This window comes from Streptomyces tauricus, assembly GCF_014650955.1.
In the GTDB taxonomy this organism is placed as follows: Bacteria; Actinomycetota; Actinomycetes; order Streptomycetales; family Streptomycetaceae; genus Streptomyces; species Streptomyces tauricus.
Genome location: NZ_BMVY01000006.1, coordinates 104215 through 129175, shown reverse-complemented (window position 1 = coordinate 129175; position 24961 = coordinate 104215). Strand labels below are relative to the sequence as shown.

Sequence of the window (24961 nt, the reverse complement as noted above, 5' to 3'; positions counted from 1 at the left end):
CTCGTTTCGCCTCTGGTCAGAAAGCGATCAGAGCGTGACGGGCATCAGGACGCGAGGACCTCGTCGAGCAGGGCCTCGGCCTTGTCCTCGTTCGTGTTCTCCGCGAGGGCGAGCTCGCTCACCAGGATCTGGCGGGCCTTGGCGAGCATGCGCTTCTCGCCGGCGGAGAGTCCACGCTCACGCTCACGACGCCACAGGTCACGGACTACCTCCGCCACCTTGATGACATCGCCGGAGGCGAGCTTCTCAAGATTTGCCTTGTAACGACGCGACCAGTTAGTGGGCTCCTCGGCGTACGGCGCGCGCAGTACCTCGAAGACCCGGTCCAGCCCGTCCTGACCGACCACATCACGTACGCCGACGAACTCCGCATTGTCCGCTGGCACACGCACTGTCAGGTCGCCCTGGGCGACCTTCAGCACCAAGTAGGTCTTGTCCACGCCTTTGATCTGGCGAGTTTCGATAGCCTCGATCAGCGCGGCCCCGTGATGGGGATAGACCACGGTGTCGCCAACCTTGAACGTCATGTGACAGGTACCCCTTCCGTGGCTATCCAGGGTAACACGGAAACCGCGTGTTCTGAATGGCGTTTTCGCAGGTCAGGGCATATCTCGGGGCTTGACAATCCCAACAGGAACGTGCTGCGGAGGGGTCGCGGACGACGGTATTCGCAGGTCGGAGCGGCTCTTCCGGCGACGGGAAACGCGCACGTTACAACACCCCCGATCCCCGTCCGCGTGCCTGATCGTCCAGATTTGTCGGGTTCCGGGAGCCCATCTTCCGCTACTCCGTTCGGTCGACGGAGTCACGTACGAGACGAATCCGGAATTGATCACGCGGTCCGGAGATCGGCATCGGATCGGCCGGAGATCAGCCCGGAGATCGGCCGGAGATCGGCCGAAGATCAATTTCCGGGGGCGCCACGCATTCCTTACGAGAAATCCGCAAGGCCGCGCCGGAGGCTTGTTCGCGTCTTGTTCGCGACTTAGCGAGGGTTCTTATGTGAAAGACGGACGAGTGTGTGGCAGATGAGTCGGTGTGACATGCAAGTACACCGGGAGACATGAGAGTCGGGGCGGCACGGAAGCGGCGTACGGGCGCGGTCGGGGAGCCGTAGGGGCGGGTCGGGTGCGGCGGCACGGGAACGGCTCGGTAACCTGAGGCCGCTGACTGACCCTTAGGGCGGCTTTACAAATGAGCTGCCCTGTTCCGCCCACGTTCTAGGAGTTGCCGCCGCCGTGAGCAGCAGCCTTCGACGCGGCAGCCTCGCCGCCGCCGCCATCGCGTTCTCGATCGCCTCGCTCGCCGCGTGCGGTGCCGGCAACAAGGCCCAGACGCTGGAGATCAAGCCGGACAACGCGGCCGTCACCGTCGGCCCGATCAAGATCCAGAACGCCGTCGTCATCACGCAGCCCGAGTTGGAGTCGACCGGCCCGGCCGCGGTCTCCGCGACCCTGTTCAACAGCGGCGACACCCCCCAGACCCTGGAGTCCGTCAAGGTCGAGGGCATCGGGCAGGCAGCCGAGCTCAAGCCCGCCAAGGGCTCGGGCAAGCTGACCGTCCCGGCCGGCGGCTCGCTGGTCCTCGGCGGCAAGGGCAACGCCTCCGCCTCCCTGGAGAGCAGCCGCGAGGCGTTCGCGGACGGCGACGCGCAGCCGGTCACCTTCACCTTCAGCAAGACCGGCGACGTGAAACTGGAGGCGTTCGTCGTGCCCGGCCACGGCTACTACGCCGAGTGGGGCCCGAGCGCGGCGGCGCCGAGCACCGAGCCCTCCGCCGAGGAGTCGGAGTCCGGTGCGGCCACCGGCTCGCCGTCGCCCTCCGGTTCCGCGTCCGCGTCCGCCTCGGGTGAGGCGGAGGAGCCGGGCGAGGAGACGGGTGAGGCGGGCACGCAGGCCACCGACGCGGCCTCGGCCAGCGCCGACGCCGCGGAGTCGGCAGCGGGCCACTGAGCGGCTCACAGCCACCGTTCGGCCGTACGGGCAGGTCCCGTACGTACGCATGACGAAGGGCGGGACCCCCGAGCCGGGGTCCCGCCCTTCGTCATGCCCGTCGTGCCGCTGTGCGCCGTGCGGTCTACGGCTCGAACTTGTAGCCGAGGCCGCGGACCGTCACCAGGTAGCGGGGCGCGCCCGGGTCCGGCTCGATCTTCGCCCGCAGGCGCTTGACGTGGACGTCCAGCGTCTTGGTGTCGCCCACGTAGTCGGCGCCCCACACCCGGTCGATGAGCTGCATACGGGTCAGGACGCGGCCCGCGTTGCGCAGCAGCATCTCCAGGAGGTCGAACTCCTTGAGCGGGAGGTCGACCTTGGAGCCGGAGACGGTGACCACGTGGCGGTCGACGTCCATCCGGACCGGGCCCGCCTCCAGGGCGGCCGGGCTGACCTCCTCCGGCTCGCCGCGGCGGCGCAGGACGGCCCGGATACGGGCGACCAGCTCACGCGACGAGAAGGGCTTGGTCACGTAGTCGTCGGCTCCTATTTCGAGCCCCACTACCTTGTCGATCTCACTGTCCTTGGCGGTGACCATGATCACCGGAACGTTCGAACGGCTGCGCAGCTGACGGCACACCTCGGTGCCCGGCAGTCCGGGCAGCATCAGGTCGAGCAGGACGAGGTCGGCGCCGTTGCGCTCGAACTCGTCCAGGCCGTCGGGCCCGGTGGTCGCGATGGCGACCTCGAAACCCTCTTTGCGAAGCATGTAGGACAGAGCGTCGCTGAAGGACTCCTCGTCCTCGACGACGAGCACTCGGGTCACGGGTGGACCTCCGGGGCAGAAAAGGGTTCGTACGGGGATGAGACGGTGGTCGTCCCGTCGGTCTGACCGGTCTCGTCGTCTTCGTCGAGGCCGGGCATCTGGTCGCCGCTCGCGCGGTCGCGGGCGGCGCCCGCCTCCGGCAGCCGCAGGGTGAAGGTGGAGCCCTGACCCTCGGAGCTCCACACCGTGACCTCCCCGCTGTGCGAGGCTGCCACGTGCTTGACGATCGCGAGCCCGAGCCCCGTACCGCCGGTTGCGCGGGAACGGGCCGGGTCGACGCGGTAGAAGCGCTCGAAGACGCGCTCCTTGTCCTTCTCGGAGATGCCGATGCCCTGGTCGGTCACGGCGATCTCGATGAGGTCTCCGCCGGGCGCGGTCACCCTGCGCGCGGCTATGCCGACCCGGGTGCGGGCGGGCGAGTAGTTGACGGCGTTCTCCACGAGGTTGCCGAGTGCCGCCGCCAGCTGGCCCCGGTTGCCCCACAGGCGCAGGTCGGCGGTGCCGCCGGCGGCCATGGTGATCTGCTTGGTGCCGGCCTGGTGGCGGCAGCGGTCGATCGCCTCGGCGACCAGCTCGTCGACGCGTACGGGCTCCGCGTCCTCCAGCGGGTCGTCGTTCTGGACCCGGGAGAGGTCGATGAGCTCCTGGACGAGGTTGGTGAGGCGGGTCGCCTCTATCTGCATGCGCCCGGCGAAGCGCTCCACGGCCTCCGGCTCCTCCGAGGCGCCCATGACGGCCTCGGAGAGGAGCGAGAGCGCGCCGACCGGGGTCTTGAGCTCATGGCTGACATTGGCCACGAAGTCGCGTCGTACGGCTTCGATCCGGCGGGCCTCGGTGAGGTCCTCGACCAGGAGCAGGACGAGCCGGGAGCCGAGCGGCGCCACCCGGGCGGACACGGCGAGTGCCTCGCCCCGGCCGGTGCCGCGCCGGGGAAGGTCCAGTTCGACCTGGCGTATCTCCCCGTCCCTGCGCGTGTCGCGGGCCATGATGATCATCGGCTCGACGGCCAGTTTCCCGCCGCGCACGAGACCGAGGGCGTACGCGGCCGAGCTGGCCTTGACCACGGCGTCGGACTCGTCGAGTACGACGGCGGAGGAGCGGAGCACGGACAGAACCGTGTCGACGCCCGGCGGCAGGACCGGGTCGGTGTGCAGAGAGGTGCGGGTGGGGCGTTTCTGTTCCCGCTCACTCCAGCGGAACGCCAGCACGGCGATGACGCCGGTGAGTACACCGGCGATCGCTGCCGCTGCGGCGACAGCCGCGTTCACGTCCATGGCCCCAGGTTAGGCACGGTGTACGCCCCGGTCACAGCCGTCCGAGGGTGGACTCGAACACTCGTCGCCCAGAGTTCACCCTGGGGACCCGGCTGGTTCACTTCGTACGACCGGGCCGCGCACCCTTCCCACCTGCGGGAAGAGGTGGCGTCGCCCAGAATTCACCTGGGTGCCGGTGATGGTTCATTTGAGGGGACGTAAACCGACGCGTTCAGGCCGGAGCGTGGGACCGTGGGGTTCACGAGCCCCAGTGAACCTCCGAAGCAGACGTAGGAAAGGGACATCCAGATGCGGGACGCGTACCACGAGGAACTTGACTCGATCGGCGAGGGCCTGGTCGAGATGGCCCGCCTCGTCGGGTCGGCTATCGGTCGCGCCACGACGGCGATCCTCGACTCCGATCTGAAGCTGGCGGAGAGCGTGATCGCGGCCGACCAGAAGGTCGACGATCTCCAGCACGACCTTGAGGCACGGGCGATAACCCTGCTGGCCCGGCAGCAGCCCGTGGCCACGGACCTGCGGATCGTCGTCACCTCGCTCCGTATGTCGGCCGACCTCGAGCGCTCCGGCGACCTCGCCCAGCACGTGGCGAAGCTGGCGCGGCTGCGCTTCCCGGAGCGTGCCATTCCGCAGGACCTGCACGCCACGATCCTTGAGATGGGCCAGCTCGCGCAGCGGCTGATGGCGAAGGCGGCCGAGGTCATCGTCACCAAGGACGTCGACCTCGCCCTCCAGCTGGAGCAGGACGACGACGCGATGGACCTCCTCCACCGCACGCTCTTCCAGCACCTCCTGGACGACCGCTGGAAGCACGGCATCGAGACCGCGGTCGACGTGACGCTGCTGGGCCGCTACTACGAGCGCTTCGCGGACCACGCGGTGTCGGTGGCGAACCGTGTGGTGTACCTGGTGACGGGCGAGCACGCCGACGGGCTGCAGACCGCTCCGCAGGTCGAAGGGGCGTAGTCCGGGGGCAGCTGCGGGGGTTGCCGCGAGGGGGCGCGTCGGGTGCGGGCGGGGGTGCGAAAGCCTCCGTGCGCCGTTGATGCGCCCGGCCTCGTGGGAATGCAATGGGAGTAGGCACAAGCCTTCGAGGAGGGACCCATGGCCGATTCCCCCACCACGCCCGACCCGACCCAGGAACGTGAGACGCAGCAGCCAGTCGAGATCAAGAGCCTGCCGCTCTTCGGCGCCTGCGGCTGCGGCTCGGGCTGCGGATGCGGGTGCCAGTCCGGCAATCCCTGTCAGTGCGGCTGACGCGGCGACAGCGTGACGCGGGCACCGTGACGGCCGAGCGCATGACGCGGGAACCGTGACGGCCGACCGCGTGACGCGGGAACCGTGACGTAGGAACGCGGAAGGGCCCCGCTTCAGGTGCGGGGCCCTTCCGTTCGTTCATGAACCTTTGCGGTTGCCTGTCGGCTACCGGTTCGGGTTCGTGGTCCGCACCGAGTCCAGGTCCGGGTGGGGCGCCGTGCTTCCGGCGGTGCCCGTCGTGCCGCGCGGGAGCGCCGCCGGGCCGGTGTCGCTCGCGGCGCCGGGCGCGGCCGAGCGTACCGACGACTGCTGGGCGGCCGGGAGGACACCGTTGTAGTACGGCCGGTACTCGACCAGCGAGCTGCCCGCGCTGATGGCGGAGCCCGCCGCGGTCAGCTCGGCCGCGGAGACCGAGCCGGTTCCGCCGAAGGCGATGACGGAGTTGACGCCGGCCGCCTGCTGACGCAGGTAGGTGGCGCTCGTCTCCGACAGGGTCGTCTCGTCGGTCCACAGGATTGGGCCGTAGTTGAGCATGCCGGTGCTCGCGGAGACCCCGCCGCGCCAGCTGTCCGTCCAGGCCAGCCCGACCTGGAACGGGGAGCTCCACCAGAACCGGGCCAGCTCGGCGGACGTACCGTCGTGGCCGCTGCCGCTGATCGGGTAGTACGAGAAGGTGCCGGGCCAGTTGGAGAAGGCCGTGTGCGTGAGCGCGTACTGCGCCGAGGCGCCGACCGGGACGATCACGGTTTGGTCGGGGTCGATCGAGTTGAGGTACGACTTCACCGACGACGACAGCTTGTTGCCCTCGTTGAGGACGACCGTGCCCTTGCCGCCCGTACCGAGGGCGCCGGCCGCCGCGGAGGCCGCGATCGCCGAGTGGTAGTCGGTGCCGGTGGCGATGAACACGTACTCCGGGGAGCTCGTGACCGCCTTGGCGACCGCCACGGAGGTGGAGTAGCGCGAGGTGCCCGACAGCCGCTTCGGTGTGAAGCCGAGCGAGCTGACCTTGGTCGCCACCGCGCTGGACAGGATGTCCGTGCCGCCCACCAGGTAGACCGTGGCGCCGGGCTTCAGCGCGCGCTTCAGCTCGCTCTGCACGGCGGCCGACACCGAGGTCTTCGACGTCATCAGCAGGGGGCCCTGCTTCTGGCCGGCGAGGGTCTGCCCGGTCAGGGCGTAGGACGGGCTGTCCTTACTAATGAGGACGGCGGTCTTCGCGTCGATCAGGCCGGGCTCGCTCTGGCCGGTGGTGTTCCAGGTCCAGCGGGACGCGGCGACGTTCGTGGCGTACGAGTCGGCGCCCCAGACCCGGCCGACACTCTGGCTGCGCAGCGGCTGCCAGGCCGGGTCGAGGGCCGAGGACGTACCCGGCGGGAGCGCCACCTTGGTGACCTCACCGGTGGCGACGTCCACGATGCGCGGGATGGCCACGTCCTCGTCGGTGCCGTTGGTGACGACGATCCGGTTGCCGGTGGGCGCCCAGGCCGGGGCGTACGCGGCGTCGGTGAAGGTGAGCTGGCGCTCCCCGGTGCCGTCGGTGTTGACGACGAAGAGGCGGCTCTGGCCGTCCGCCTCGCGGACGAAGGCGACCTGGGTGCCGTCGGGCGAGATCGCCGGGTTGGTGCCGGAGTCGGCCAGCTTCGTGAAGCCGCCGTTGGTGTCCTCCCACAGCCAGATCGCCGAACCGGTCGGCGAGCCGCAGGTGTCGCCGGTGCGGACGAAGGCGACCAGGCCGTTGACGGAGGCGCTGGGCTGGCGGTCGCAGCCGTCCTCCGTGGTGGAGAACAGCGGCTGGGCGTAGCGGGAGCCGTCCGAGGACGCGTACCGCAGCCGGCCGCCGCCGGAGTACACGACGGTGTTGCCCGAGCGCAGGAACGTCGGGTGGCCGACGCTGCTCATCGAGCCCTGCTCCTGGATCTTCACCAGGGTGGAGCCGGTGTAGCGGCGGGTCTCGATCCGGTTGTTCTTCACGTACGCGACCCGGCTGCCGTCGGGCGACCAGGCCGGCTGGCGGGCGTCGGCGAGGAAGTCGGTGTAGGTGTTGCTGCCGGGGTCCTGCGTCTGGATGACGTTGCGTGCGCCGTTGACGAACGTCAGCTTGCCGTCGGCGGCCTGCCAGGTGACGGGTTCCGCCGCGACCGCGCCGGGCGTGGCGGTCGCCATGCCCGCGGCCACGGCGACGACGGTGCCCAGTGCCGCGAGCACGCGGCGTCTGTGAATCTTCATGTGCCCCCACAAGAATGATGCCGAGCAAGAATGCTGCTGAAAGTGATGAAAACGGGCTGTCGTTCGCCTCCCCGACGTGGAACGGCAACCTCACGTTCCTTTACGACAGCTGGGTCACTGTAGCGGCATACATGATCAGAAAGGAACAGCTTTGAACGACCGTTGCGAGGAGGGGCGGGTCGTCCTCTTCCTCGACGTCGACGGCCCGCTGATCCCGTTCGGCCCGTCGGTCGACGGGCCACGCGGGGCTTCTGGTTCACCGGCTTCCGGGTCCGGGAGTGCAGCGTGCCGCCCGGCTCCGGGGAACCCGCTGCTCGGGCGGCTCGATCCCCCCGTGGGGCCGCGCCTGCTGGCGCTGGGATGCGACCTGGTGTGGGCGTCGACCTGGCTGGACGACGCGAACGAGGTCGTCGCTCCACGGATCGGGCTGCCGGAGCTGCCCGTGGTGCGGTGGCCGGACACGCCGGCGGACACGTCCACGGCCGCCGGCCCCGAGGGTCCGCGCGGCCTGCACTGGAAGACGCGGCACATCGTCGAGTGGGCCGGCCGCCGCCCGTTCGTCTGGGTCGACAACGAGATCGGCGCGATGGACCGTTTCTGGGTCGACGCGCAGCACCGGGGGCCGTCGTTGCTGCACCGCGTCGACCCGGGCAAGGGTCTGGCCGACGAGGATTTCGGGGTACTGGCGGACTGGCTCCGTACGGCCGTACCGCGGCATCGCAGTACAGCCGTACGGGAGCACGGCAGCACGGCAGCACGGCAGCACCTGAGGCCTAACCGGCGTGCCGGGCAATAGCGTTGAGGCCATGATCGTATGGCTCAACGGCACGCACGGCGCGGGCAAGACGACGACCAGCGCGCTCGTGCAGCAACTGATCCCGGATTCGCGGGTGTTCGACGCGGAGAAGGTCGGTGAGACGCTCATGGACATCACGCCGGGACTGCCCGGTCCCGGGTCGGACAACTTCCAGCACTGGCCGCCGTGGCGCCCGCTCGTCGTCGAGACCGCCCGCCGGGTACTGGACTACGCCGGCGGCGTACTGGTGATGCCCATGACCGTCCTGGTGGAGCAGTACTGGCGCGAGATCAGCACAGGCCTCGCCGAACACGGGATCCCCGTACGGCACTTCGTACTCCACGCCGACCAGGACACCCTGCGGGAACGCATCGCGAAAGACCTGGTTCTCGGCCCCGACTCCCCGTTCCGCCTCCGCTACCTCCAGCCCTACGCGGAGGCGGCCCGCACGTGGCTGCACGCCGAGGCCGAGGTCGTGGACACCACGCATCTCACGCCTGCGGAGGCGGCGTTGCGGATCGCGGAGTCGGTCAAGAACTGAGACGCGCCCGCCACAGTCATGAGGAGTACTGGGCCGGCTTCTACTCCTGATGTGCCGGTGCTCCGGTGGTGCTCGGGCTTCCGGTCGTCCGGTGGCCGTAGGGCAAGATGCGCGGCAGACCATGGGCGGATGGACGGGGAGAGGCGAACAGTCGGTGGAGAGACTGCGGCAGGCGTTCCTGCGTTTCGACCGGCGCCACGGCGGGGCCGATCCACCGCCCCGGGTGCAGGTGTTCATCGCACGGCATCCGGTGGGTTCGGGAGTGGTGCACGGCGTCCTCCAAGGACTGCTGTTCGCCTGGGCCCTGTCCGGCTTCGGTGATCCGCGTCGCATGCTGCAGGCAGTGCTCGTGGGCGTGGTGGCCGGGCTGCTCTCCTGGCTCTTGTGCCGCTTCGAACGCCGACGGCAGGCGCACTACGAGCGCAACGGAGGTTTCAGGCGGGCCCCTGTTCCGCCTCCCCCCACGGACGAGGAACTGCCCGTGTGGTTCGAGGGCTTGCAGTGGATCTGCTACTGGGCGGTCGTCACGGTGTTCGTGTGGCTGCTCGGACAGCTCAGGAACCCGCCGGACAGCTGGCTGAGCAGTGCGGTCCTGGCCGGGATCATCATCGTCGCGGGCTGGGCGGCCCGGCGGTACAAGGAACGCGGACGCCGCTGAACGCGGGAGCCCCTGCCTCTCAGCTGCCCTTCCGGCCATCCCCGGCTCGGCTACCAGTCCCGCCAGTCATCCGTGATCTCGGTACGCCCGGGATCTGGCCCGGTCAGGCTTTGCCGGTACTCCGCAGGCCTCTACAGATCAACACGTGTCTCGGCGTCACCCCGTCTGAGAAGGACATGCGCCGGCCGGAACGGCAGACTGCGCAGAGTGGGCTCCAGGACCTTGAACAAGGCATCGGCGTCGGGGCCGTAGGCGTACACGACGGCTTCGCCTCCTCCGAACTCGTTCCCGTCGACCTCCCCGACGCCTGCCTGCTCGGTCTCCGCCTGCATAGCCTGTTCGGCCTCGTAGATCTGTTCGCGCTGATCGGCGTCGCCGAAGCCGTCACGCGCAAGCCGGAAGTGCGCGATGACGGCGTGCTCCTCATCCGCGCCGTCGGGGGCAGTGGGTGTCTCCATGTCGGACACAGTGTCATCAGGGTCTGACAGTCACACTCCGGTGCCCGACTCGAATCCGCCTCACCAGCACGCCTACCAACTGTGGTGATGGTGGATGCGGGGCGCCGTCCGATGTGGGTGTACCGGATGACACCCGGCGAGAACGGTTGCGAAGTCGTTCGCGTGCGCCCTCCCGTCTCAACCGACAGCCCAGCAGTGGATCACGTGAGCGGCATCAGTCGGCGGATGCAGTCCGCCACTGGGCGGTGACGCACCCCTCTTCCATGTGCCACCACTCCTTGGCCACACCATGGTTGAGCAGCTTCCGCACCTTGGCGAGATCGACGGTGGGCGGGACGTCCAGGGCGACCATCCGGAACCGTTCTATGCCCTCGCCGCAGACTCCGAGGTCGTGGAACGCGTTGAGCACGCTCTGCCGTGCGGCTCCTGAACCGCCGTCGCGGAGCACGATGAGGCGGATGGTGCAGTTCTCCGAACGGCGAACCACCTCGCCGGCCCATCGCACGCCCTCCTCGTCGGGTTCGGTGGCCACGATGTCCCCGCAGGCAATGCCTCGAACGAACCAGGGGGTGTTGTCGAGCCGTGCGGTGCCGTCGCCCTGGTCGACCGCCCACAGGCTCTCCACCGATGCCGGGGGCCAGTCGTCCGTGATCTCAAGCCGGAAGTGCACCTTCACGTACGGGCCCTCGGAGTTCGTCATGGTGCCCAGGATGCAGAACCCTGAAGCGTCGGCCACAGGTGGGTGGGCGGCTGGTGACGTCTGCTCAGAGCTGGATACGAGCCCGTCTGTGCCTCAGCCGACGACAGTCAGCCACGACGGCAGGGACGCCGAACGATCACGCGCGCGTATGCCTTGATGGAGGTGCCGTTCGCTGTCGTTGCCGACCCTGCCACCGATACCCGAGCGCGCGACCATCGCATCTGTGTATGGCATGACGAAGCCCCCTGGCAGCGGGAAAATCGCTGGCAGGGGGCTTGATCAGTAGGGCTACTTCTTCTTGCCCTGGGTCTGGCGGGCCCGGCTTTCGGCCCTGGTCAGGACACCGCGCACCTCAACTGACCTGCGGTTGAGCCGTCGTTGCTGGTCGTTAATGGTCATCGCCGGTTGACCTCGGAGGTCCCAGAGAGGGCCCAGCGGACCAACCCTGGCCGCGCAAGACGAAGAGGAGCAGCCTGCGTGGAGGGCGGATCTTTCACTCATCCGTAGACAGGCGAGCCGATCGGCGTTTCACTGGTTGCCATTTGAACGCTGAACGGCTCCCTCTACAGACCAAATCTTCGGAAGTGTCGCATTCAGGTCGGAGCAAAGCTTTTCGACCTCCGCGTAGCTGACAAGGGTTGGACGAGGAAGCGACCGTCGCTTACTCACCAGCGAAAGGGCTTCACTACGAGATTCTTCATAAAACGAAGGAAACCAAGGCGCATGGACGATGTTATTGCGCTGCGCAAACAGCGGCTTCACTGACCGCAGTAGTCCCAATGCGCTTTCTCGCACCTTTTCACCGATCTCCTCGTTCGCCTGAATCAGGGCGATACAGTTTTCAATCAGATCGGTCGCGCTCTGGCCTGCGGCAATAATGTCTCCATATTTCGAGTTTAGCAGTTTGGCCATCAGAGATCGAAGGCACATTTCGACAGATGCGCTTTCCTGAGCCACCCGCCCAACCAGGGACCAAATTCTCTCGCGGACCGCATCCTGTTCGGCCTCTGAGAGTTCTTTTCTTTCCGATGCAGAGTTCTCCACACAGTCAAGGTAGACCCTGCCTTGTGTAGTCTGCTTCGATTTTCTCATCCTGCCCACGAGGTCGACGTAGCAACGAACCTAGTCAGGGGGGAGCAGGGGACGCATGGTGCCCGGCCTGTAGTCGTACGCGGCTGCCTTGCTCCTGTGCTCTTCGATGACATCCGGCAACTGCGGCAGAGCATCATCACGTAGATAAGCTGTCAGAGCTTCGATGATCTCGAAAACTGCGTCGGCCATGAAAATCGTTCCGAGCAGGTACCGGTTTCCTGCGCATCTCCAAGCGCCTCCCAGCCTGACGAGCATCATTACCCGGTCGTAAACACTGCGGTTCGGGATGCGCCGCGCACTCATGGCGATACTGGCCAGGTGGTCACTGGTAGCTGCTACCCAAGGCAGGTCATACCTCTCCATTGAGGCGTTCAGCTCTCGCCCAGTGAGAGACGAGCAGAGATCAAGGATCTGGTCGCAATGCGACAGAGCGGTCTCGGCAGCAACCTCTCCAAGCTCCCTCAGCCGATCTTCTCGCGCCAAGGCCCTCTGGTGACTAAGAGTCAACTTAACGCTGAGCAGGGAAGTACCGCCGCCGATGAGGGCGCCGAGAATAGCCCCGCCGAAGCCGAACAGTCCGGCCATGGTCTCCGCTTCCATGTCAGCATTCTGGCCAGCGGAGCAAGGCCTGATGCATCATCACCGGCTTTTCGCTCAAGCCACGAATCGAAGCCGCTCGGGGGCTGGCGTACGGTCCGTGAACCCATGATCCGCTGACAGCCGTGCAGTCCGTTGCGCGAGCCAGCCGGAAACCCGTGGTCCGCCGTTCACCGCCGTGCCCTGGTGAACGGTGCGAACGTGCGTGAAGCCTTGCGTGAGGTAGTACTGCTGGAGACCCTCGTTCGTCGTCCAGGCGTCCAAGCGGAGCCAACGGGCACCGGCACGACAGGCCCGGTCACTGGCCCAATCGAGCAGACGACCACCTAGGTTCTGGCCAGCGTATTCACGGGCAACGGTGAGCTTGTTGATGAACATGGAAGGCTCAGCCAGTTCCTCGTCAGTCCACAGCCCTTCTTCGGCATCCGGGGTGAGCGTGATCGTTCCAGCGGTCGTGTGTCCGTCCCGCAGCATGAAGACGGTGTTCGCTTCGATCGTCGCCAGAAGCTTGTCAGCCGGGTACGGGCGGCTCCACTGGTCGGAGCCGAGGTCGCGCAGCCAAGCTGCTGCTTCCCCTCGGAAGGACAGCAACGTGGCCAAGTCGTGTGGTTCTGCGGGAGTGATGATCACTGGCTCTCGTCTCGGTTGGCTAGGGCGCTGACCTCGTAATTCATTCGGTTCAGATCGCCACGCAGGGTGGTGAGGGTGCAGCGGATCGGCCGATCGTCCGCGTACCCGGTGCGCGTCCACAGGAGAACCGGCACCCCCGCGCTCATTTCGAGCAAGCGAGTCTCGTCCGGAGTTGGCATGCGGGTTGAGATCTCATCGAAGTACCCGGCCTGCTCGATACCGAGGCCGGCGAGGTAACGGGTGGTCCCTTCCGCGATGTCCCCTGGCTCCGTCAGACGGGGAGCTTTGTTGACCAGCCACTCCGGGTAGTACGTCGCCTGCGTCGACCAGGGCACGTCATCCACGAAGCGATGACAGAAACGCAGGACAGTGGTCGATGCGGGTTCCACCTTCAGACGCTCCGCGATGTCCGGAGGTGCTGGCTTCAGCTCAACTCGAAACGTCTGGTGCGGATGCCGTCCAGCGTTCCGCACATCGGTGTTGTAGGCGTCTCCCTGCTGCGGAAAGCTCAGGTTCTCGAACCGTGAGGCGTTCAGTTCAAAGACCTCGTGCGACCGCACCTCGTACCCGAGTCCCTGGCTAGACGTAATCAGCCCTTCGCTGACCAACTGCATCAAGCCGGACCGCACGGTGTTGCGAGACGCACTGAATCGCTCGGTCAGGTCGTTCTCGGATGGCAAGCGCGAACCGGGCGGGAACTTACCGTCGCTGATCTCCCGGCGGAGTGCATCGGCCACCTGTCGGTACTTCGGCTGCTTGCTCATGCGCCCATCATCGCGCACTCGCGCAACTCGTTGGTACATGTTCCCTCCAAGCGCTTGACGGCTCACGTTCCGTGGGTGCAGCATCACTAGCGTCAGCTTGTTCAAACAAGTTGAGCAAGCAGTGCGACTCGTACGAGTATGCCCTGCCTGGCTGGCGCTGTATCGCCCGGAGGAAAACCCGTGAGGGCCAGTACGAAGGAGGCGGCCGTTGTTTGAAAACTGAACAGAGTGCCGATCCAGCCGCCTGCACACGGGCGGTCGATGAGTCGCAGTGAGCCCGAGTGCTCACGGTCCTTGACGCCCGGCTTCCGGGCGCCGGGGGCCGTGTCTGCTCGGCAGGCAGATCAATCCATCAACGGCGCGCGGCCCCGGTGCTCGAACACCGGGGCCGCTGTTCGGGCCGTTCCCCCTTGCGAGAGGAACCACGACCCATGAAGCACATCGGTGCTGTTCAGGCGGTTGTTACCGCCGACGAGTTGGACCGCGAGCCCTCTGCTGCGGAGCTGGACGCGATCGAGCAGGAAATGCCTGTGATTCGGGCGGAAGTCGAGTTGCTGGACGCGCAGATCATCGCGCTGGACCACACGCCGAACGAGCTGGACACCCGGCGGATCCGCCGGGCCCGCCGCAAGGTACTGGCCGCCCGCCTCGCGGCGGCCAACCTGACGACGATGCACATTCCGGGGGTGGGCGCGTGAGCACCCCCCAGACCCTTGCCTCCGCGCATGCGGAGGTGAAGGCAGAGATCGTTCGGACCGACACGAAGACCGGTCTGCTGCTGGCGTTCGTCGGTGCGGTGCTCGCCGGATCGTGGACGGTCGCCAAGGATGTGCCCCTTACCGCCCCCGTGTACGTCGCGGGTGGTCTCGGCATGGGGGTGCTGGTCGTGGCGGCGGGTCTGCTGCTGCGGTCGGTCCGGCCGAACCTTCGGGGCGGGCACGGCTTCCCGCTGTGGGCCACCCTCACCGCCGACCAGATCACCGCCACGCTCTCAGGGGATCTGAGCGCGGACATCGCGAACCTGTCCCGTATCGCGCTGGCCAAGTTCACCGGCCTGCGCCGCGCGGTCGACCTCACGATGGCCGGCGGGGCGCTGCTCATCCTGGCCGCGCTGCTCGCCCTCGGGGGTGCGGCATGAGTGCCCGCCTCGCAGGGCTGCTGAACAGGGTGGCGGATCTGTTCACGGCACCGTCCGTACCGCTCACGGTGGGGCCGGACGACGGCGACTCCGAGGAGTGGATGGGTGAGCGGTTCATCTGGGAGCCGGGCGACCTCGACACCGAGGGGGTGCCGGAATGAACGCCGTTCACATCCGTTCAGCCGAGCGCGCGCTGTCGGTCGGCACGTGGCTGATCGTGGCGGGTGCGATGCTCTACTCGATCCTCACCGTCACCCCGCTCGCTGCCGCGCACACCCCGGACCGGTGGGACTGGACCGCACCCATCCTTCCCCTGGTCGTGGACGCGGCTGTGGTCATCGTGGTCCGCCTGGACGCGGTGCTCGCACGGCTGGGGGGCAACGGCGGGCGGTGGCCCATCGCGCTGCGGGGGATGACCGGCTGCATGACCCTCGCCCTGAACGTGGCGGACTCCGCGCTCAAGAACGACCTGGTGGGCGTGGCCGTGCATGCGGTCGCGCCGCTGCTGCTGATCGTCACGGCAGAGACCGGACTCGCCTACCGGCGCGCCATCACCGCCGCCGTGATGGAGCTGGAGGCCAAGCAGCACGCCGAGCGCGAAGCCCGTGAACGCGCCGCCATCGAGCGGCGCGAGGAGAGCGCCCGGCGGGCCCGCGAGGAGCGCGAGCACGCCGCCGCTCTGGTGCGTGAACAGCGCGAGCACGAAGCACTGATGGCCCGTGAACAGGCCGAGCGGGAGGCCGCCGCACGGCGCGAGGAACGCGAGCAGCAGCAGGCGCGGGAGGCTGCCGAGCGGGCCGAGCGTGAACGCTCGGAGCGCGAGCGTGAACAGTCCCGGCGCGAGCGTGAACGCCGTGAACGCGAGGCCGCTGAACGCGCTGAGCGGGAGCGGACCGAGCGGGAGCAGCGCGAGCGCCGTGAGCAGGCTGAGCAAGCCGAGCGGGCGGCGCGTGAACGCGCAGCGCTGCTGTCCGCCGGTCCGGTCACGGACAAGCTGCCCGAGGACGACGCACGTGCCATCGTGGCCGCCGCCCACGGCGAGGGCATGTCGGTGCGGACCGCTGCGGAGTTGTGCGGCTGGTCGGTGGGCTGGGTCTCGACCCGGTACGCCGAACTGCGCGGCCCCGTCAACGGCACCCCGGTCAACCTCGCCGGTACGAGCCGCTGATGCCCGCCACGCTCGCCAGTGGCTCGCTGCCGGTCTACCGGTGGCGCCTCGCCCCTGACGGTCTGGCCACCCGGCGTCAGCTTCGTGCGTTGGGGCTGCGTCCGGGTGGTCAGGACGTGGCCGCCGAACTCCAGCGTCCCCGCCGACGGCGCGGCCCGCTGGTCGCCTACCTCTACCGCATCGAGCACGCCAAACCGGTCCGGCCGATGACCCCGGGCCGGTGGGCGGCACTCGCCAGGGCCAACCGTGCCCGCCGCATCTGTCCCGCCTGCCGGCGGGATGCCGGATACGTCATCCCCACCTCGCTCGGTGCCTGCGTTCCCTGCACCGACACCCCACCTGACCTCAGGAAGGAATCCTGATGGCCCACCGCGACCCGCCGGGGATCATCGCCCCGCACATCCCCGCCGACGCCTACCGTCGCGCCGAAGCCACCGGGCAACCGGTCGTCATCGTCGTACACACCACCGACCACACCGGGCGTCCGCTGCGGCACTACCTGTTCCCGATCGTCATCGCGGGCGCGGGAGTTGTGGGGGTGTTCGGTCTGGTGGCCGCGTTCCTCGCACTGCTCGACTTCGCCGCCCACACTGCCGCTGCGATCGGCGGCGCCGCCGGGACGCTCGGCATCGGCGGCATCACCCTGCGCCTGACCCGCCCCAAGGACTGAACGGAGCGGTCCCCGCTTCTCCGGAAACGGGGCGAGAGCCGCAGGCGGCCTTTAGGGCGCCCCGACCCCCTTGCGCGTGGGGCGAGAACCCCCGCCCCGCGTACGGCCGTTCAGGACCCCGCTGGAGGGTTGCACGACCCGAATTTCCGCCGCCCAACGCGCGCGTGCGCGTAGGGCCCCCACCCCTCCCCATCGCTCAACTCTGCAACTTCGCAGGTCAGATGTGGTTGCGGGGGTTCAACCGGTGCTGTCGACGCAACCGACAGCGCTGCTCCCTGCAACTCGGGCGGGCCGGTGACGCCATGCGACGGCGCACCGGCCCTCATCCACGGTCTTGGAGGACTCATTCGTGGACTGGAAACAAGCATGGTCGACCACCGCCAACACAACCAACAGCGCTCTCGATTCACTCACCCCCGTGTGCGCGCCGTTCGCCACCCGCTGGGATCTTGAGGCGGACCGGCGGAACAAGCTGCGCACCCCGGAGCACTTGAAGGTGCTCATGGGTGCGCAGAAGGAGCACAACGCCGCGCGGTCCACGCTGTCCACGGCCAAGTCTCAGAAGCTCACCGCGCGGGCCGCGTCGAACAATCCGTTCGCGGCCGGCCGCCGCGCCGCCCGGGTGGCGAGCAAGGCAGCCTCTCGGCACGAGCGGGACACCCGCGTGAAGCTGAAGGCCGCGCGGGTGAACTACCCGAGCACGCTCAAGGCCCGGGCGATTCAGGCGCATTCGGTGCACGCTGTGCCCGGCGTCGTGACGTCTGCGCTCATGTCCACCTCGCAGCTCACCGTCTGGCCGGCCGCCACCTCGGCTCTGCTGGTCGGGGCGAACGTGGCTGCTCTCGCGCTCGGGCGGCGCAGGCTGCGGGTGGTGGTGGATGAGTCGGTGTCGCTGGAAGAGCGTCAGCTCATGGAGCGGCTCGACCCGTCGTACTGGGTCGAGCACGCTCCGGACCGGGGTCTGTCGGGCACGGTGACCACGCCCCCGGCCATGGAGCCGGGCGGTATCCGGTGTGAGATCCGGTTGGATGGCACGTGGACGGTCAAGACGCTCGCGGACAGGGCCGATTCGGTGCGTGCGCTGATCGGTGCCCGCACCGCGCTGCGCATCCGGATCACGTCCGCCTCACGCGGCGGCTGGGCTGTCGTGACGTTGGCGACTCGGTCGGCAGCCGCGGGGGTTTCCTCGCTGTGGACTCCGGACCGTATCCCGTCCGACCCGCTGATGATGAGCCTCGCTCTGGACACCGAGACGGGGGAGGAGGTCCTGGTCCCGTTCGACGAGCGGCTGTTGGTGTCCGGCGCGTCCGGCACCGGCAAGTCCTGGTCGTTCCGCCCACTCATGGCCACCGCCCACCTGCGCGGGGACCTGCTCCTCATCGACGGCAAGGGCGAAGAGGCCAACATCTGGGAGCACTCGTGCCGCGTCGCCGTAGAACGCGACGAGATCACCGACGCGGTAGATGAGGCACACGCGGAGATGAACCGCCGCAAGGTCGACATGAAGCAGCGCGGGATCAGCGTGTGGGACGGCCGACAGCTCACCGTCGTCGTCGACGAGGGACAGGTGATCCTGGCCCTGATCACCAAGGACAAGGATCGGCTGCAACGCCTGATCGAACTGTCCTCGCTCGGCCGCTCGCGCGGTGTCGTCCTGTGGTGGGCCACCCAGTACCCGCTCACCGACGGCGGGGCGCCAGGCGTGCACAAGCTGATCGCACCGAACCTCCTCACACGGTTCTCGCTGCGGGTGGCCGGCACGACACAGGCCCAGGTCGCACTGGACGACTGCGCGCACTACGCCCCGCACCAGATCCCCGACGGCCGCGAGTACCGAGGGCACGGATACCTCAAGGGCTACGGCCCGCGCATGCTCCGCACCTGGACCCTCGACGACGCAGGCGTCCGCGCACTGCCCAAATCGATCTGGACCCCCGCGCAGACAACCGGCCGACAGGCGCCGCGTGCGCTGCACCTGGTCAAGGACACGCCCGCACCGTCCGGCGCGGCGTCCAACCGGGACAAGGTACTGGCCGCCGTGCAGTCCGGGGCGCGCACCGCGAAGGACGTGGCGGATGCGACCGGGCTGAACAAGGGCACCGTGTCCCGCGAGATCAAGGCCCTCACCGCGAGTGGAGCCCTGCACCGGACGGCAGACGGCCGGCTTCTGCCGGGCCGGCAGGCGGCCTGACCCTTCCAGCGAACGACAACGGCGGCCCCAATCCAACCAAGAGCCGGGGCCGCCGCCAATCCAGCACGTCTAGGAACTGGAGACCTCCAGCATGACGCAACCCACCGACATCCGGCGAGACGGCGAGCGCCCGTTACTGCTGGACCTGTTCTCCTGCGCCGGCGGCGCCGCCATGGGCTACGCCCGCGCAGGGTTCCGCGTTCACGGCTGCGACATCGCCGACCGGCCCAACTATCCGTTCACCTGGTACCGGGGTGACGCGCTCGACTACCTCGCCCGCCTCATCACGTCTGGCGAGATCGGGCGGTACACGTTCGTCCATGCGTCGCCGCCCTGCCAGGCCAAGAACACCTTGACCGTGGGCACCAATCGTTCTCGCGGATGGGGCGGCACCCACGTGGACCTGGTGGCTCCCACCCGAGACCTGCTCGATCGGACCGGCTTGCCGTACGTCATCGAGCAGCCCAACGGGCAGGCGGAGATCCGCAAAGACCTCACCCTGTGCGGGGAGATGTACGGGCTCGGAGTCATCCGCCACCGCAACTTCGAGGTGAGCGGCTGCACGATCGAGCAGCCCGCCCACGTCCCGCACCGGGGCCGTGTGCGCGGCTACCGGCACGGCCACTTCTACGACGGCCCGTACGTCGCCGCCTACGGCAACGGCGGCGGCAAACCCACCGTCCCGGAGCTGCAAGAGGCCATGGACATCACATGGACGAACGTGCGCGAGGAACTGACCGAGGCCATCCCGCCCGCCTACAGCGAGCACATCGGCCGCTCGTTCCTCGCCTCCCGCGTGCTGGGGGTGGCGGCATGAGCGAGCACCTGCGCACCGCCCTCGGCCTGGCCGCCTCGCAGATCCCCGTATTGCCGTTGCGGGTGGGCAAGGTGCCGTTCGGCAACTGCCGCCGCTGCACCGACAACGCGTGTGGTGGCCGGCCGAACATGAAGACCCCCGGCCCCTGCACCTGCCCGTACCCGTGCCACGGATGGGCCGCCGCGACCACGGACCCGGACGTCATCCAGTCCGGCATGTGGCGCCGTGCCTGGGTGCAGGCGAGCGCGGTTGCCTATCACCCGGGCGGAGCCTGGCTGACGGTCGTAGACCTGGACCACGCCGAAGCCATCGCGTGGGCCCGCGAAACCCTGCCCTCCACGCAAACGGTGCCGACCACGCGCGGTGAGCACTGGCTCTACATGGGGTCCATGCCGTCCGCCAACGCCGTACGGCCCGGCGTCGACATCAAGTCGACCATGGCCTACGCCCGCTACCTCGGGCCCGGTACCGGCACCATGACGGCCCTGCCCGACGCCGTGCGCGCGCTGACCGTGAAGGAGACGGCCCCGACCCGTCCGGTGTCCGTCACGGTGCCCGCGCTGCCCGGTGGTGGCGAGTGTCCGCACCGCACGCCGACCTATTTGGACCGTGGCATTGCCATGGCGGAGCAGCGCATCACCGAGGCCCGCAGTGCGGTCCACGCGACCGTCTACCGGACGTTCCTCGCGGTGCTGTCCACGCACGGCCGGTGCGGCTGCCTCACCGAGACGCACACCGCGCGCCTGTTCACCGCCGCGCAGACCAAGGGCGAGACCGCCCGGCACTGCACCGAGGCGTGGACCAACGCCCTGACCACGTTGGGACTGAACCATGGCTGACGACGACAAGACCCCCGCCCGCGAGATCATCGCGGACTACGCACAGGCCCACTTCCGGTACTTCCGCACCGCCGACGGGACCGTGTACGCGCAGAAGAACGGCCACCCCGTCGCCCGGCCGATCCGCTCGCAGGGAACGACCGGTAGCCACCGCCAGGAACTCATGGTCGGCCTGTACCGGGACGGGCGCGGCGCGTTCAACGGGTCCGCGATCAAAGAGGCGTTGGACCTGATCGAAGCACTCGCCCTCACGGAGCAGGTGCAGCCCGTGCACATCCGCGTGGCCCCCGGGTTCGACGGGGCGACGTGGCTGGACCTGGGCCGCGACGACGGGAAGTCCGTCCGCATCCATCCCACCGGGTGGGACATCCTCACCCCCGACCCGCGTGAGGTGTCCTGGCGGCGCACGCAGCTCACCGGGGAACTGCCCCTGCCGGTCAAGGACACCGAGGGCAAGGGCATCGACCTGCTGATGCGGCTGTGCAACTTCGCCAACGCGGAAACCGAGTGTCTGGCCATCGTGTGGCTGATCGGCTGCCTCGGACCGTCGGTGCCCGTGCCCGCGCCGTTCCTCACCGGACCGCAGGGAGCGGGCAAGTCCACCGGGGGCCGGATGCTCACCAGGATCATCGAGGGGATGAGCGGTGACCTGCGCCGGGCGCCGAAGGACGAGGAAAGCCTGATCGCGGCCGTGGCGGCGGGATGGGTCACCGCGCTGGACAACCTCTCCCACGTGACGCCGGACCTGTCCGACGCGATGTGCTGCATCGTGACCGGAGCCGAGAGCGTCAAGCGGGCCCTGTTCACCGACGGGGACGTCTTCCGCGTCGGCTACCGCCGGCCTCTGCTCCTCACCGGAATCGATGTCGGAGTCATCCGTCCCGATCTCGCCGACCGGCTTCTACCGCTGCGGTTGGAGCGGCCCAAGGTCCGTCGCACCGAGGCCGAACTGTGGGCCGACTACGCGGAAGTGCTGCCCGTCGTGCTCGGCTCGCTCCTGGACCTCACGGTCAAGGTCCGCGCCGTGCAGGCGGAGACACCGACGGACCTGCGGATGGCGGACTTCGCCCATCTGTGCGCGCAGTTCGACGCCGCGACCGGCCTCGGGGCGCTGCCCGCCTACCGGGCCAGTCTGGACGACCTGAACGACGACGTGATCGAGGGTGACCTCCTCGCGCAGACCGTCCTTCTGCACGCCGAGACCATCGAACCAGGCACGGCGCAACGAATGACGTCCACGGAGTGGCTTGCCTGCCTCAGCAGCCTCTACAGCGGCACCGACTGCCGTCCCCTGCCCAAGGGATGGCCGACCACCGGCAAAGTCCTCTCCGACCGCCTCAAGCGCCTCCAGCCCACCCTGGCGGCCCGCCGTGTGGTCGTCGACGCGGGCCGCACCAAGACGGGCCGCTACCTCGAAATGACCCGCACCCTCCCCCCGGCCCCGCACGAGCAGAAGCGGGCGTTCTGACCCGCTTCCCCGCACGCTCAAGCGAACTGCAAGAGGAGCACGTGCTCCTCTTGCAGTTCGGCGGAACGCCGCCCCAAGGTCGCGCCGCGCAGCGGCTCCTTCTTCGCTCTGTAAGGCGCACCCAAGTACTACACAGCCCCTTCTTTGTCCTAAGTAGGAAGACCCTGCGTCACCCGCGTCACCCCGGCCGGAAAACGGCTGCTGACCTGCGCCAACAGAGGTGACGCAGACGGCTTTCTCTGCGTCATCCTGCGTCACCTGCGTCACCCGGTGACGCAGGTGATGACGTGGCGGTGACGCAGCCCCGATCCGTCATGTCACCTAAAACCGCAGCTCAGAGCACCAAATGACGCTGATGGCGAGGGTGACGCAGAAATCCGCACCTCGGACAGGCACGCCCCGACGCACGACCTTTCACCCGCGCACGGAGGACACGTCATGAGAGCCGTACGTGAACAGTCGGACCCGCGCGCCACGCTCCGCGCAGGGCTGCCGGACCGCTACCTCACCCCCGACGACATCGCCGAAATCTTCGAGGTGCCCAAAGAGACCGTCTACCAGTGGCGCCGGAAGCGCATGGGCCCGCCCGGATTCCGCATCGGAAAGCACATCCGCTACGACCCTGCGGACATCCGCGCCTACGTCGAGCAACGCAAGGCGCTGGACACCGCCGCTTAGCCGAACACTCAGCCACAGCAGGGAGAGCCGCTACCCGGCGGCTCTCCCTGCTGCATGTCGAGAGAGGACCACTGCCAGATGGCAGGAAGCATCCAAGACCGCTGGTTCAAGACCACCACCGACGCCAACGGCAAGACCGTGCGCGTCAAGACCGACCGCCACGGCTCAGGCATGCGCTACCGAGCCCGCTACTTCACGCCCGACGGACAACGCAAGGGCAAGTCCTTCCCCGACGGACAGAAGCGTCTCGCTGAGCAGTGGTTGAGCAGCATCACGGCGGACGTGGCCCGTGGTGACTTCATCGACCCGAACGCGTCGCGTACGACGTTCCAGGAGTTCGCTGAGCAGTGGCTCGCGAGCCAGAGCGGTGACCCGAACACCCGGGCGTCGATGAAGTCTCAGCTCACGTTGCACGCGTTCCCGCGCATCGGGTCCCGGCAGCTCGGGTCGTTCCAGCCGAGTCACATGCGCGAGTTCGTGACGCAGCTCGAAGCGTCCGGCATGTCCGGCGCGTACGCCCGCGTCATCTTCTCCAATGTCCGCGCCGTGCTCTCGGCGGCTGTGGAGGACGGGTGCCTGCGCCGGAACCCCTGCCACTCGCGCACGGTGACGCTGCCCGCGATGGGCGCGCGCCGTGTCGTTCCGTGGGAACCGGAACGCGTCTTTGCCATGCGTTCCGCCATGGTTGAACGCTTCCGGCCCATGGTCGACGTGGGCGCCGGATGCGGTATGCGGCAGGGCGAGATCCTCGGTCTGTCCGCTGATGACGTGGACTTCGAGAACGGCACCGTGCATGTGGTGCAGCAACTCAAGCTCAGCCTGAGCAAAGCCGTGTTCGCGCCTCCGAAGGGCGGCAAGCTCCGCGATGTTCCGCTGCCTGATCCCGTGGCGGACGCCCTCAAAGAGCACATGGAGCACTTCCCACCCGTAGAGGTCACGCTTCCGTGGATGCGCGCCAACGGCCAGCCGGTGACCAAACGGCTCATCTTCACGGGCCCCAACGGGGGGCACGTCTGGCGCACATCGCTGAATGAGGATCATTGGAAGCCCGCTTTGGCGAAGGCCGGCGTCATCCCGAAGGCCAAGAGCCGCGAGCACGCCGCCGCTCGCGAGCACGGGATGCACGCCCTACGGCACTTCTACGCGTCCGTGCTCCTGGACGCCGGGGAGAGCATCAAGGCCCTTGCCGAGTACCTCGGGCACTCCGACCCCGGCCTGACCTTGAAGGTGTACGCGCACCTCCTGCCGAGCAGCCGGGACCGGGCCCGCAAGGCTCTCGGCCATGCTCTCCGCCCGCACGGGTCGGAGAGCTGAGGGCCCAGAGTGGTCCCAGGCCATAAAAATGCCTCCCATCTGCGCCGTATGCGCAGGTGGGAGGCATGATCACAAAGGCTACTTCTTCTTGCCCTGGTTCTTGACCGCCTCGATTGCCGCCGCGGCCGCCGCCGGGTCCAGGTACGTGCCGCCCGGGGTCAGGGGCTTGAAGGACGCGTCCAGTTCGTACGCGAGCGGGATGCCCGTCGGGATGTTCAGGCCCGCGATGTCCGCGTCCGAGACGCCGTCAAGGTGCTTGACCAGGGCTCGGAGCGAGTTCCCGTGCGCCGCGACCAGGACCGTGCGGCCGGCCAGGAGGTCGGGGACGATGCCGTCGTACCAGTACGGGAGCATGCGGACGACGACGTCCTTCAGGCACTCCGTGCGCGGGCGCAGCTCCGGCGGGATCGTCGCGTAGCGCGGGTCGTCCGACTGCGAGAACTCCGTGCCGTCCTCCAGGGGCGGCGGCGGGGTGTCGTACGAGCGGCGCCACAGCATGAACTGCTCCTCGCCGAACTCCGCGAGGGTCTGCGCCTTGTCCTTGCCCTGCAGCGCGCCGTAGTGGCGCTCGTTCAGGCGCCAGCTGCGGTGGACCGGGATCCAGTGGCGGTCCGCTGACTCCAGGGAGAGCTGCGCCGTGCGGATGGCGCGCTTCTGGAGCGAGGTGTGCAGCACGTCGGGGAGCAGGCCGGCGTCCTTCAGCAGCTCACCGCCGCGGACTGCCTCCTTCTCGCCCTTCTCCGTCAGATTGACGTCCACCCAGCCGGTGAACAGGTTCTTCGCGTTCCATTCGCTCTCGCCGTGGCGGAGGAGGATCAGCTTGTACGGTGCGTCGGCCATGGCCCCGAGCGTAATCGACACCCCGCGGCGTCCGCTCGCCTGCCCGGGAGACGGACACCCGTCCGCCGTCCGACCGTCGCCGCTTCGA

30 protein-coding genes are annotated in these 24961 nt (G+C 68.4%); 18 read left to right on the top strand and 12 right to left on the bottom strand.

The features are described 5' to 3' along the window. Positions 1-44: 44 nt before the first annotated feature. Positions 45-527, bottom strand: a complete 483-nt coding sequence (locus tag IE278_RS12765) for a CarD family transcriptional regulator (RefSeq protein WP_003953493.1) — start codon at positions 525-527, stop codon at positions 45-47. 711 nt (positions 528-1238) lie between these two features. Between IE278_RS12765 and IE278_RS12760 the strand changes: the two genes are divergently transcribed. Then, the gene (locus IE278_RS12760) at positions 1239-1952 is read left to right on the top strand and encodes a copper chaperone PCu(A)C domain-containing protein (RefSeq protein ID WP_189771760.1); all 714 of its coding nucleotides are present in this window, start codon (positions 1239-1241) and stop codon (positions 1950-1952) included. Positions 1953-2076: 124 nt separating this feature from the next. On the opposite strand, the gene phoP is transcribed toward IE278_RS12760, so the two are convergent. Both phoP and phoR read right to left on the bottom strand, forming a co-directional pair. Next, the gene (gene phoP, locus IE278_RS12755; RefSeq protein ID WP_189771758.1) at positions 2077-2757 is read right to left on the bottom strand and encodes a two-component system response regulator PhoP; all 681 of its coding nucleotides are present in this window, start codon (positions 2755-2757) and stop codon (positions 2077-2079) included. After that, positions 2754-4031 (bottom strand): two-component system sensor histidine kinase PhoR, encoded by a 1278-nt coding sequence (gene phoR / locus IE278_RS12750; protein ID WP_189771756.1) that lies wholly within the window; start codon positions 4029-4031, stop codon positions 2754-2756. Before phoR ends, phoP begins: the two co-directional genes overlap by 4 nt. 288 nt (positions 4032-4319) lie before the next feature. Here phoR and phoU point away from each other — a divergent pair, with 288 nt between their 5' ends. Then, entirely contained in the window at positions 4320-4997 is a 678-nt protein-coding gene (gene phoU / locus IE278_RS12745; protein ID WP_189771754.1) for a phosphate signaling complex protein PhoU, read from the top strand. A gap of 138 nt (positions 4998-5135) precedes the next feature. Beyond that, entirely contained in the window at positions 5136-5288 is a 153-nt protein-coding gene (locus IE278_RS12740; RefSeq protein WP_188113919.1) for a hypothetical protein, read from the top strand. 165 nt (positions 5289-5453) lie between these two features. Here IE278_RS12740 and IE278_RS12735 read toward each other — a convergent pair whose 3' ends face one another. Further along, positions 5454-7514, bottom strand: coding sequence for an LpqB family beta-propeller domain-containing protein (locus IE278_RS12735; RefSeq protein WP_189771752.1), 2061 nt, complete (start codon positions 7512-7514; stop codon positions 5454-5456). 151 nt (positions 7515-7665) lie between these two features. On the opposite strand from IE278_RS12735, the gene IE278_RS12730 reads away from it, so the two are divergent. The 3 genes from IE278_RS12730 (at position 7666) to IE278_RS12720 (ending at position 9509) form a co-directional block, all read left to right on the top strand. Then, the gene (locus IE278_RS12730) at positions 7666-8310 is read left to right on the top strand and encodes an HAD domain-containing protein (RefSeq protein ID WP_246570282.1); all 645 of its coding nucleotides are present in this window, start codon (positions 7666-7668) and stop codon (positions 8308-8310) included. Between the two features lie 10 nt (positions 8311-8320). Continuing rightward, a complete protein-coding gene (locus IE278_RS12725; protein WP_189771750.1) occupies positions 8321-8851 on the top strand; it encodes a P-loop nucleotide/nucleoside kinase family protein in 531 nt (176 codons plus the stop codon). A 121-nt stretch (positions 8852-8972) separates the two neighbouring features. Further along, entirely contained in the window at positions 8973-9509 is a 537-nt protein-coding gene (locus tag IE278_RS12720; RefSeq protein ID WP_189771748.1) for a hypothetical protein, read from the top strand. A gap of 131 nt (positions 9510-9640) precedes the next feature. Here IE278_RS12720 and IE278_RS12715 read toward each other — a convergent pair whose 3' ends face one another. The 7 genes from IE278_RS12715 to IE278_RS12685 form a co-directional block, all read right to left on the bottom strand. Continuing rightward, a complete protein-coding gene (locus tag IE278_RS12715; RefSeq protein WP_246570281.1) occupies positions 9641-9967 on the bottom strand; it encodes a hypothetical protein in 327 nt (108 codons plus the stop codon). A 214-nt stretch (positions 9968-10181) separates the two neighbouring features. Further along, a complete protein-coding gene (locus tag IE278_RS12710) occupies positions 10182-10667 on the bottom strand; it encodes a DUF4265 domain-containing protein (RefSeq protein WP_189771746.1) in 486 nt (161 codons plus the stop codon). Between the two features lie 93 nt (positions 10668-10760). Beyond that, positions 10761-10901, bottom strand: a complete 141-nt coding sequence (locus IE278_RS12705) for a hypothetical protein (protein ID WP_189771744.1) — start codon at positions 10899-10901, stop codon at positions 10761-10763. Between the two features lie 294 nt (positions 10902-11195). Next, the gene (locus tag IE278_RS12700) at positions 11196-11711 is read right to left on the bottom strand and encodes a hypothetical protein (RefSeq protein WP_189771742.1); all 516 of its coding nucleotides are present in this window, start codon (positions 11709-11711) and stop codon (positions 11196-11198) included. A gap of 78 nt (positions 11712-11789) precedes the next feature. Continuing rightward, a complete protein-coding gene (locus IE278_RS12695) occupies positions 11790-12359 on the bottom strand; it encodes a hypothetical protein (RefSeq protein WP_189771739.1) in 570 nt (189 codons plus the stop codon). Between the two features lie 54 nt (positions 12360-12413). Next, the gene (locus tag IE278_RS12690) at positions 12414-12986 is read right to left on the bottom strand and encodes a GNAT family N-acetyltransferase (protein WP_189771737.1); all 573 of its coding nucleotides are present in this window, start codon (positions 12984-12986) and stop codon (positions 12414-12416) included. After that, positions 12983-13750 carry a GntR family transcriptional regulator gene (locus IE278_RS12685; RefSeq protein WP_189771735.1) on the bottom strand — a complete coding sequence of 256 codons (768 nt, stop codon included), beginning with the start codon at positions 13748-13750 and terminating at the stop codon, positions 12983-12985. The genes IE278_RS12690 and IE278_RS12685 overlap by 4 nt, the downstream gene beginning before the upstream one ends. Before the next feature lie 431 nt (positions 13751-14181). Here IE278_RS12685 and IE278_RS12680 point away from each other — a divergent pair, with 431 nt between their 5' ends. From IE278_RS12680 to IE278_RS12625, 12 genes are all read left to right on the top strand, one after another. After that, positions 14182-14448, top strand: a complete 267-nt coding sequence (locus IE278_RS12680; protein WP_189771733.1) for a DUF6284 family protein — start codon at positions 14182-14184, stop codon at positions 14446-14448. Next, a complete protein-coding gene (locus IE278_RS12675; protein ID WP_189771731.1) occupies positions 14445-14888 on the top strand; it encodes a Pycsar system effector family protein in 444 nt (147 codons plus the stop codon). The genes IE278_RS12680 and IE278_RS12675 overlap by 4 nt, the downstream gene beginning before the upstream one ends. Continuing rightward, positions 14885-15049, top strand: coding sequence for a hypothetical protein (locus IE278_RS12670; RefSeq protein ID WP_189771729.1), 165 nt, complete (start codon positions 14885-14887; stop codon positions 15047-15049). Before IE278_RS12675 ends, IE278_RS12670 begins: the two co-directional genes overlap by 4 nt. Next, positions 15046-16056, top strand: a complete 1011-nt coding sequence (locus IE278_RS12665) for a DUF2637 domain-containing protein (RefSeq protein WP_189771727.1) — start codon at positions 15046-15048, stop codon at positions 16054-16056. The genes IE278_RS12670 and IE278_RS12665 overlap by 4 nt, the downstream gene beginning before the upstream one ends. Further along, positions 16056-16418: an RRQRL motif-containing zinc-binding protein gene (locus tag IE278_RS12660; RefSeq protein ID WP_189771725.1), complete on the top strand. Its 363-nt coding sequence runs from the start codon at positions 16056-16058 to the stop codon at positions 16416-16418. Before IE278_RS12665 ends, IE278_RS12660 begins: the two co-directional genes overlap by 1 nt. Then, positions 16418-16726 carry a hypothetical protein gene (locus IE278_RS12655; protein ID WP_189771723.1) on the top strand — a complete coding sequence of 103 codons (309 nt, stop codon included), beginning with the start codon at positions 16418-16420 and terminating at the stop codon, positions 16724-16726. The genes IE278_RS12660 and IE278_RS12655 overlap by 1 nt, the downstream gene beginning before the upstream one ends. 349 nt (positions 16727-17075) lie before the next feature. Next, the gene (locus IE278_RS12650) at positions 17076-18917 is read left to right on the top strand and encodes an FtsK/SpoIIIE domain-containing protein (RefSeq protein WP_189771721.1); all 1842 of its coding nucleotides are present in this window, start codon (positions 17076-17078) and stop codon (positions 18915-18917) included. 91 nt (positions 18918-19008) lie between these two features. Continuing rightward, positions 19009-19734 carry a DNA cytosine methyltransferase gene (locus IE278_RS12645; RefSeq protein WP_189771720.1) on the top strand — a complete coding sequence of 242 codons (726 nt, stop codon included), beginning with the start codon at positions 19009-19011 and terminating at the stop codon, positions 19732-19734. Beyond that, entirely contained in the window at positions 19731-20573 is an 843-nt protein-coding gene (locus IE278_RS12640) for a bifunctional DNA primase/polymerase (protein WP_189771719.1), read from the top strand. The genes IE278_RS12645 and IE278_RS12640 overlap by 4 nt, the downstream gene beginning before the upstream one ends. After that, positions 20566-22041, top strand: a complete 1476-nt coding sequence (locus IE278_RS12635) for an AICE element replication initiation protein (RefSeq protein WP_189771718.1) — start codon at positions 20566-20568, stop codon at positions 22039-22041. Before IE278_RS12640 ends, IE278_RS12635 begins: the two co-directional genes overlap by 8 nt. A gap of 438 nt (positions 22042-22479) precedes the next feature. Further along, entirely contained in the window at positions 22480-22719 is a 240-nt protein-coding gene (locus IE278_RS12630; protein WP_189771717.1) for a helix-turn-helix domain-containing protein, read from the top strand. Between the two features lie 78 nt (positions 22720-22797). Beyond that, positions 22798-24033, top strand: coding sequence for a tyrosine-type recombinase/integrase (locus IE278_RS12625; protein WP_189771716.1), 1236 nt, complete (start codon positions 22798-22800; stop codon positions 24031-24033). Positions 24034-24111: 78 nt separating this feature from the next. Here IE278_RS12625 and IE278_RS12620 read toward each other — a convergent pair whose 3' ends face one another. After that, complete coding sequence (locus IE278_RS12620) at positions 24112-24873, bottom strand: phosphoglyceromutase (protein ID WP_189771714.1); 762 nt, start codon at positions 24871-24873, stop codon at positions 24112-24114. Positions 24874-24961: the final 88 nt, after the last annotated feature.

Coding starts and splice junctions, on each gene's coding strand:
- IE278_RS12765 (WP_003953493.1), bottom strand. CDS start 527: ATGACGTTCAAGGTTGGCGACACCGTGGTCTATCCCCATCACGGGGCC.
- phoR (WP_189771756.1), bottom strand. CDS start 4,031: ATGGACGTGAACGCGGCTGTCGCCGCAGCGGCAGCGATCGCCGGTGTA.
- phoU (WP_189771754.1), top strand. CDS start 4,320: ATGCGGGACGCGTACCACGAGGAACTTGACTCGATCGGCGAGGGCCTG.
- IE278_RS12740 (WP_188113919.1), top strand. CDS start 5,136: ATGGCCGATTCCCCCACCACGCCCGACCCGACCCAGGAACGTGAGACG.
- IE278_RS12735 (WP_189771752.1), bottom strand. CDS start 7,514: ATGAAGATTCACAGACGCCGCGTGCTCGCGGCACTGGGCACCGTCGTC.
- IE278_RS12725 (WP_189771750.1), top strand. CDS start 8,321: ATGATCGTATGGCTCAACGGCACGCACGGCGCGGGCAAGACGACGACC.
- IE278_RS12720 (WP_189771748.1), top strand. CDS start 8,973: ATGGGCGGATGGACGGGGAGAGGCGAACAGTCGGTGGAGAGACTGCGG.
- IE278_RS12715 (WP_246570281.1), bottom strand. CDS start 9,967: ATGGAGACACCCACTGCCCCCGACGGCGCGGATGAGGAGCACGCCGTC.
- IE278_RS12710 (WP_189771746.1), bottom strand. CDS start 10,667: ATGACGAACTCCGAGGGCCCGTACGTGAAGGTGCACTTCCGGCTTGAG.
- IE278_RS12705 (WP_189771744.1), bottom strand. CDS start 10,901: ATGCCATACACAGATGCGATGGTCGCGCGCTCGGGTATCGGTGGCAGG.
- IE278_RS12695 (WP_189771739.1), bottom strand. CDS start 12,359: ATGGAAGCGGAGACCATGGCCGGACTGTTCGGCTTCGGCGGGGCTATT.
- IE278_RS12685 (WP_189771735.1), bottom strand. CDS start 13,750: ATGAGCAAGCAGCCGAAGTACCGACAGGTGGCCGATGCACTCCGCCGG.
- IE278_RS12680 (WP_189771733.1), top strand. CDS start 14,182: ATGAAGCACATCGGTGCTGTTCAGGCGGTTGTTACCGCCGACGAGTTG.
- IE278_RS12670 (WP_189771729.1), top strand. CDS start 14,885: ATGAGTGCCCGCCTCGCAGGGCTGCTGAACAGGGTGGCGGATCTGTTC.
- IE278_RS12665 (WP_189771727.1), top strand. CDS start 15,046: ATGAACGCCGTTCACATCCGTTCAGCCGAGCGCGCGCTGTCGGTCGGC.
- IE278_RS12660 (WP_189771725.1), top strand. CDS start 16,056: ATGCCCGCCACGCTCGCCAGTGGCTCGCTGCCGGTCTACCGGTGGCGC.
- IE278_RS12655 (WP_189771723.1), top strand. CDS start 16,418: ATGGCCCACCGCGACCCGCCGGGGATCATCGCCCCGCACATCCCCGCC.
- IE278_RS12645 (WP_189771720.1), top strand. CDS start 19,009: ATGACGCAACCCACCGACATCCGGCGAGACGGCGAGCGCCCGTTACTG.
- IE278_RS12640 (WP_189771719.1), top strand. CDS start 19,731: ATGAGCGAGCACCTGCGCACCGCCCTCGGCCTGGCCGCCTCGCAGATC.
- IE278_RS12635 (WP_189771718.1), top strand. CDS start 20,566: ATGGCTGACGACGACAAGACCCCCGCCCGCGAGATCATCGCGGACTAC.
- IE278_RS12630 (WP_189771717.1), top strand. CDS start 22,480: ATGAGAGCCGTACGTGAACAGTCGGACCCGCGCGCCACGCTCCGCGCA.
- IE278_RS12625 (WP_189771716.1), top strand. CDS start 22,798: ATGGCAGGAAGCATCCAAGACCGCTGGTTCAAGACCACCACCGACGCC.
- IE278_RS12620 (WP_189771714.1), bottom strand. CDS start 24,873: ATGGCCGACGCACCGTACAAGCTGATCCTCCTCCGCCACGGCGAGAGC.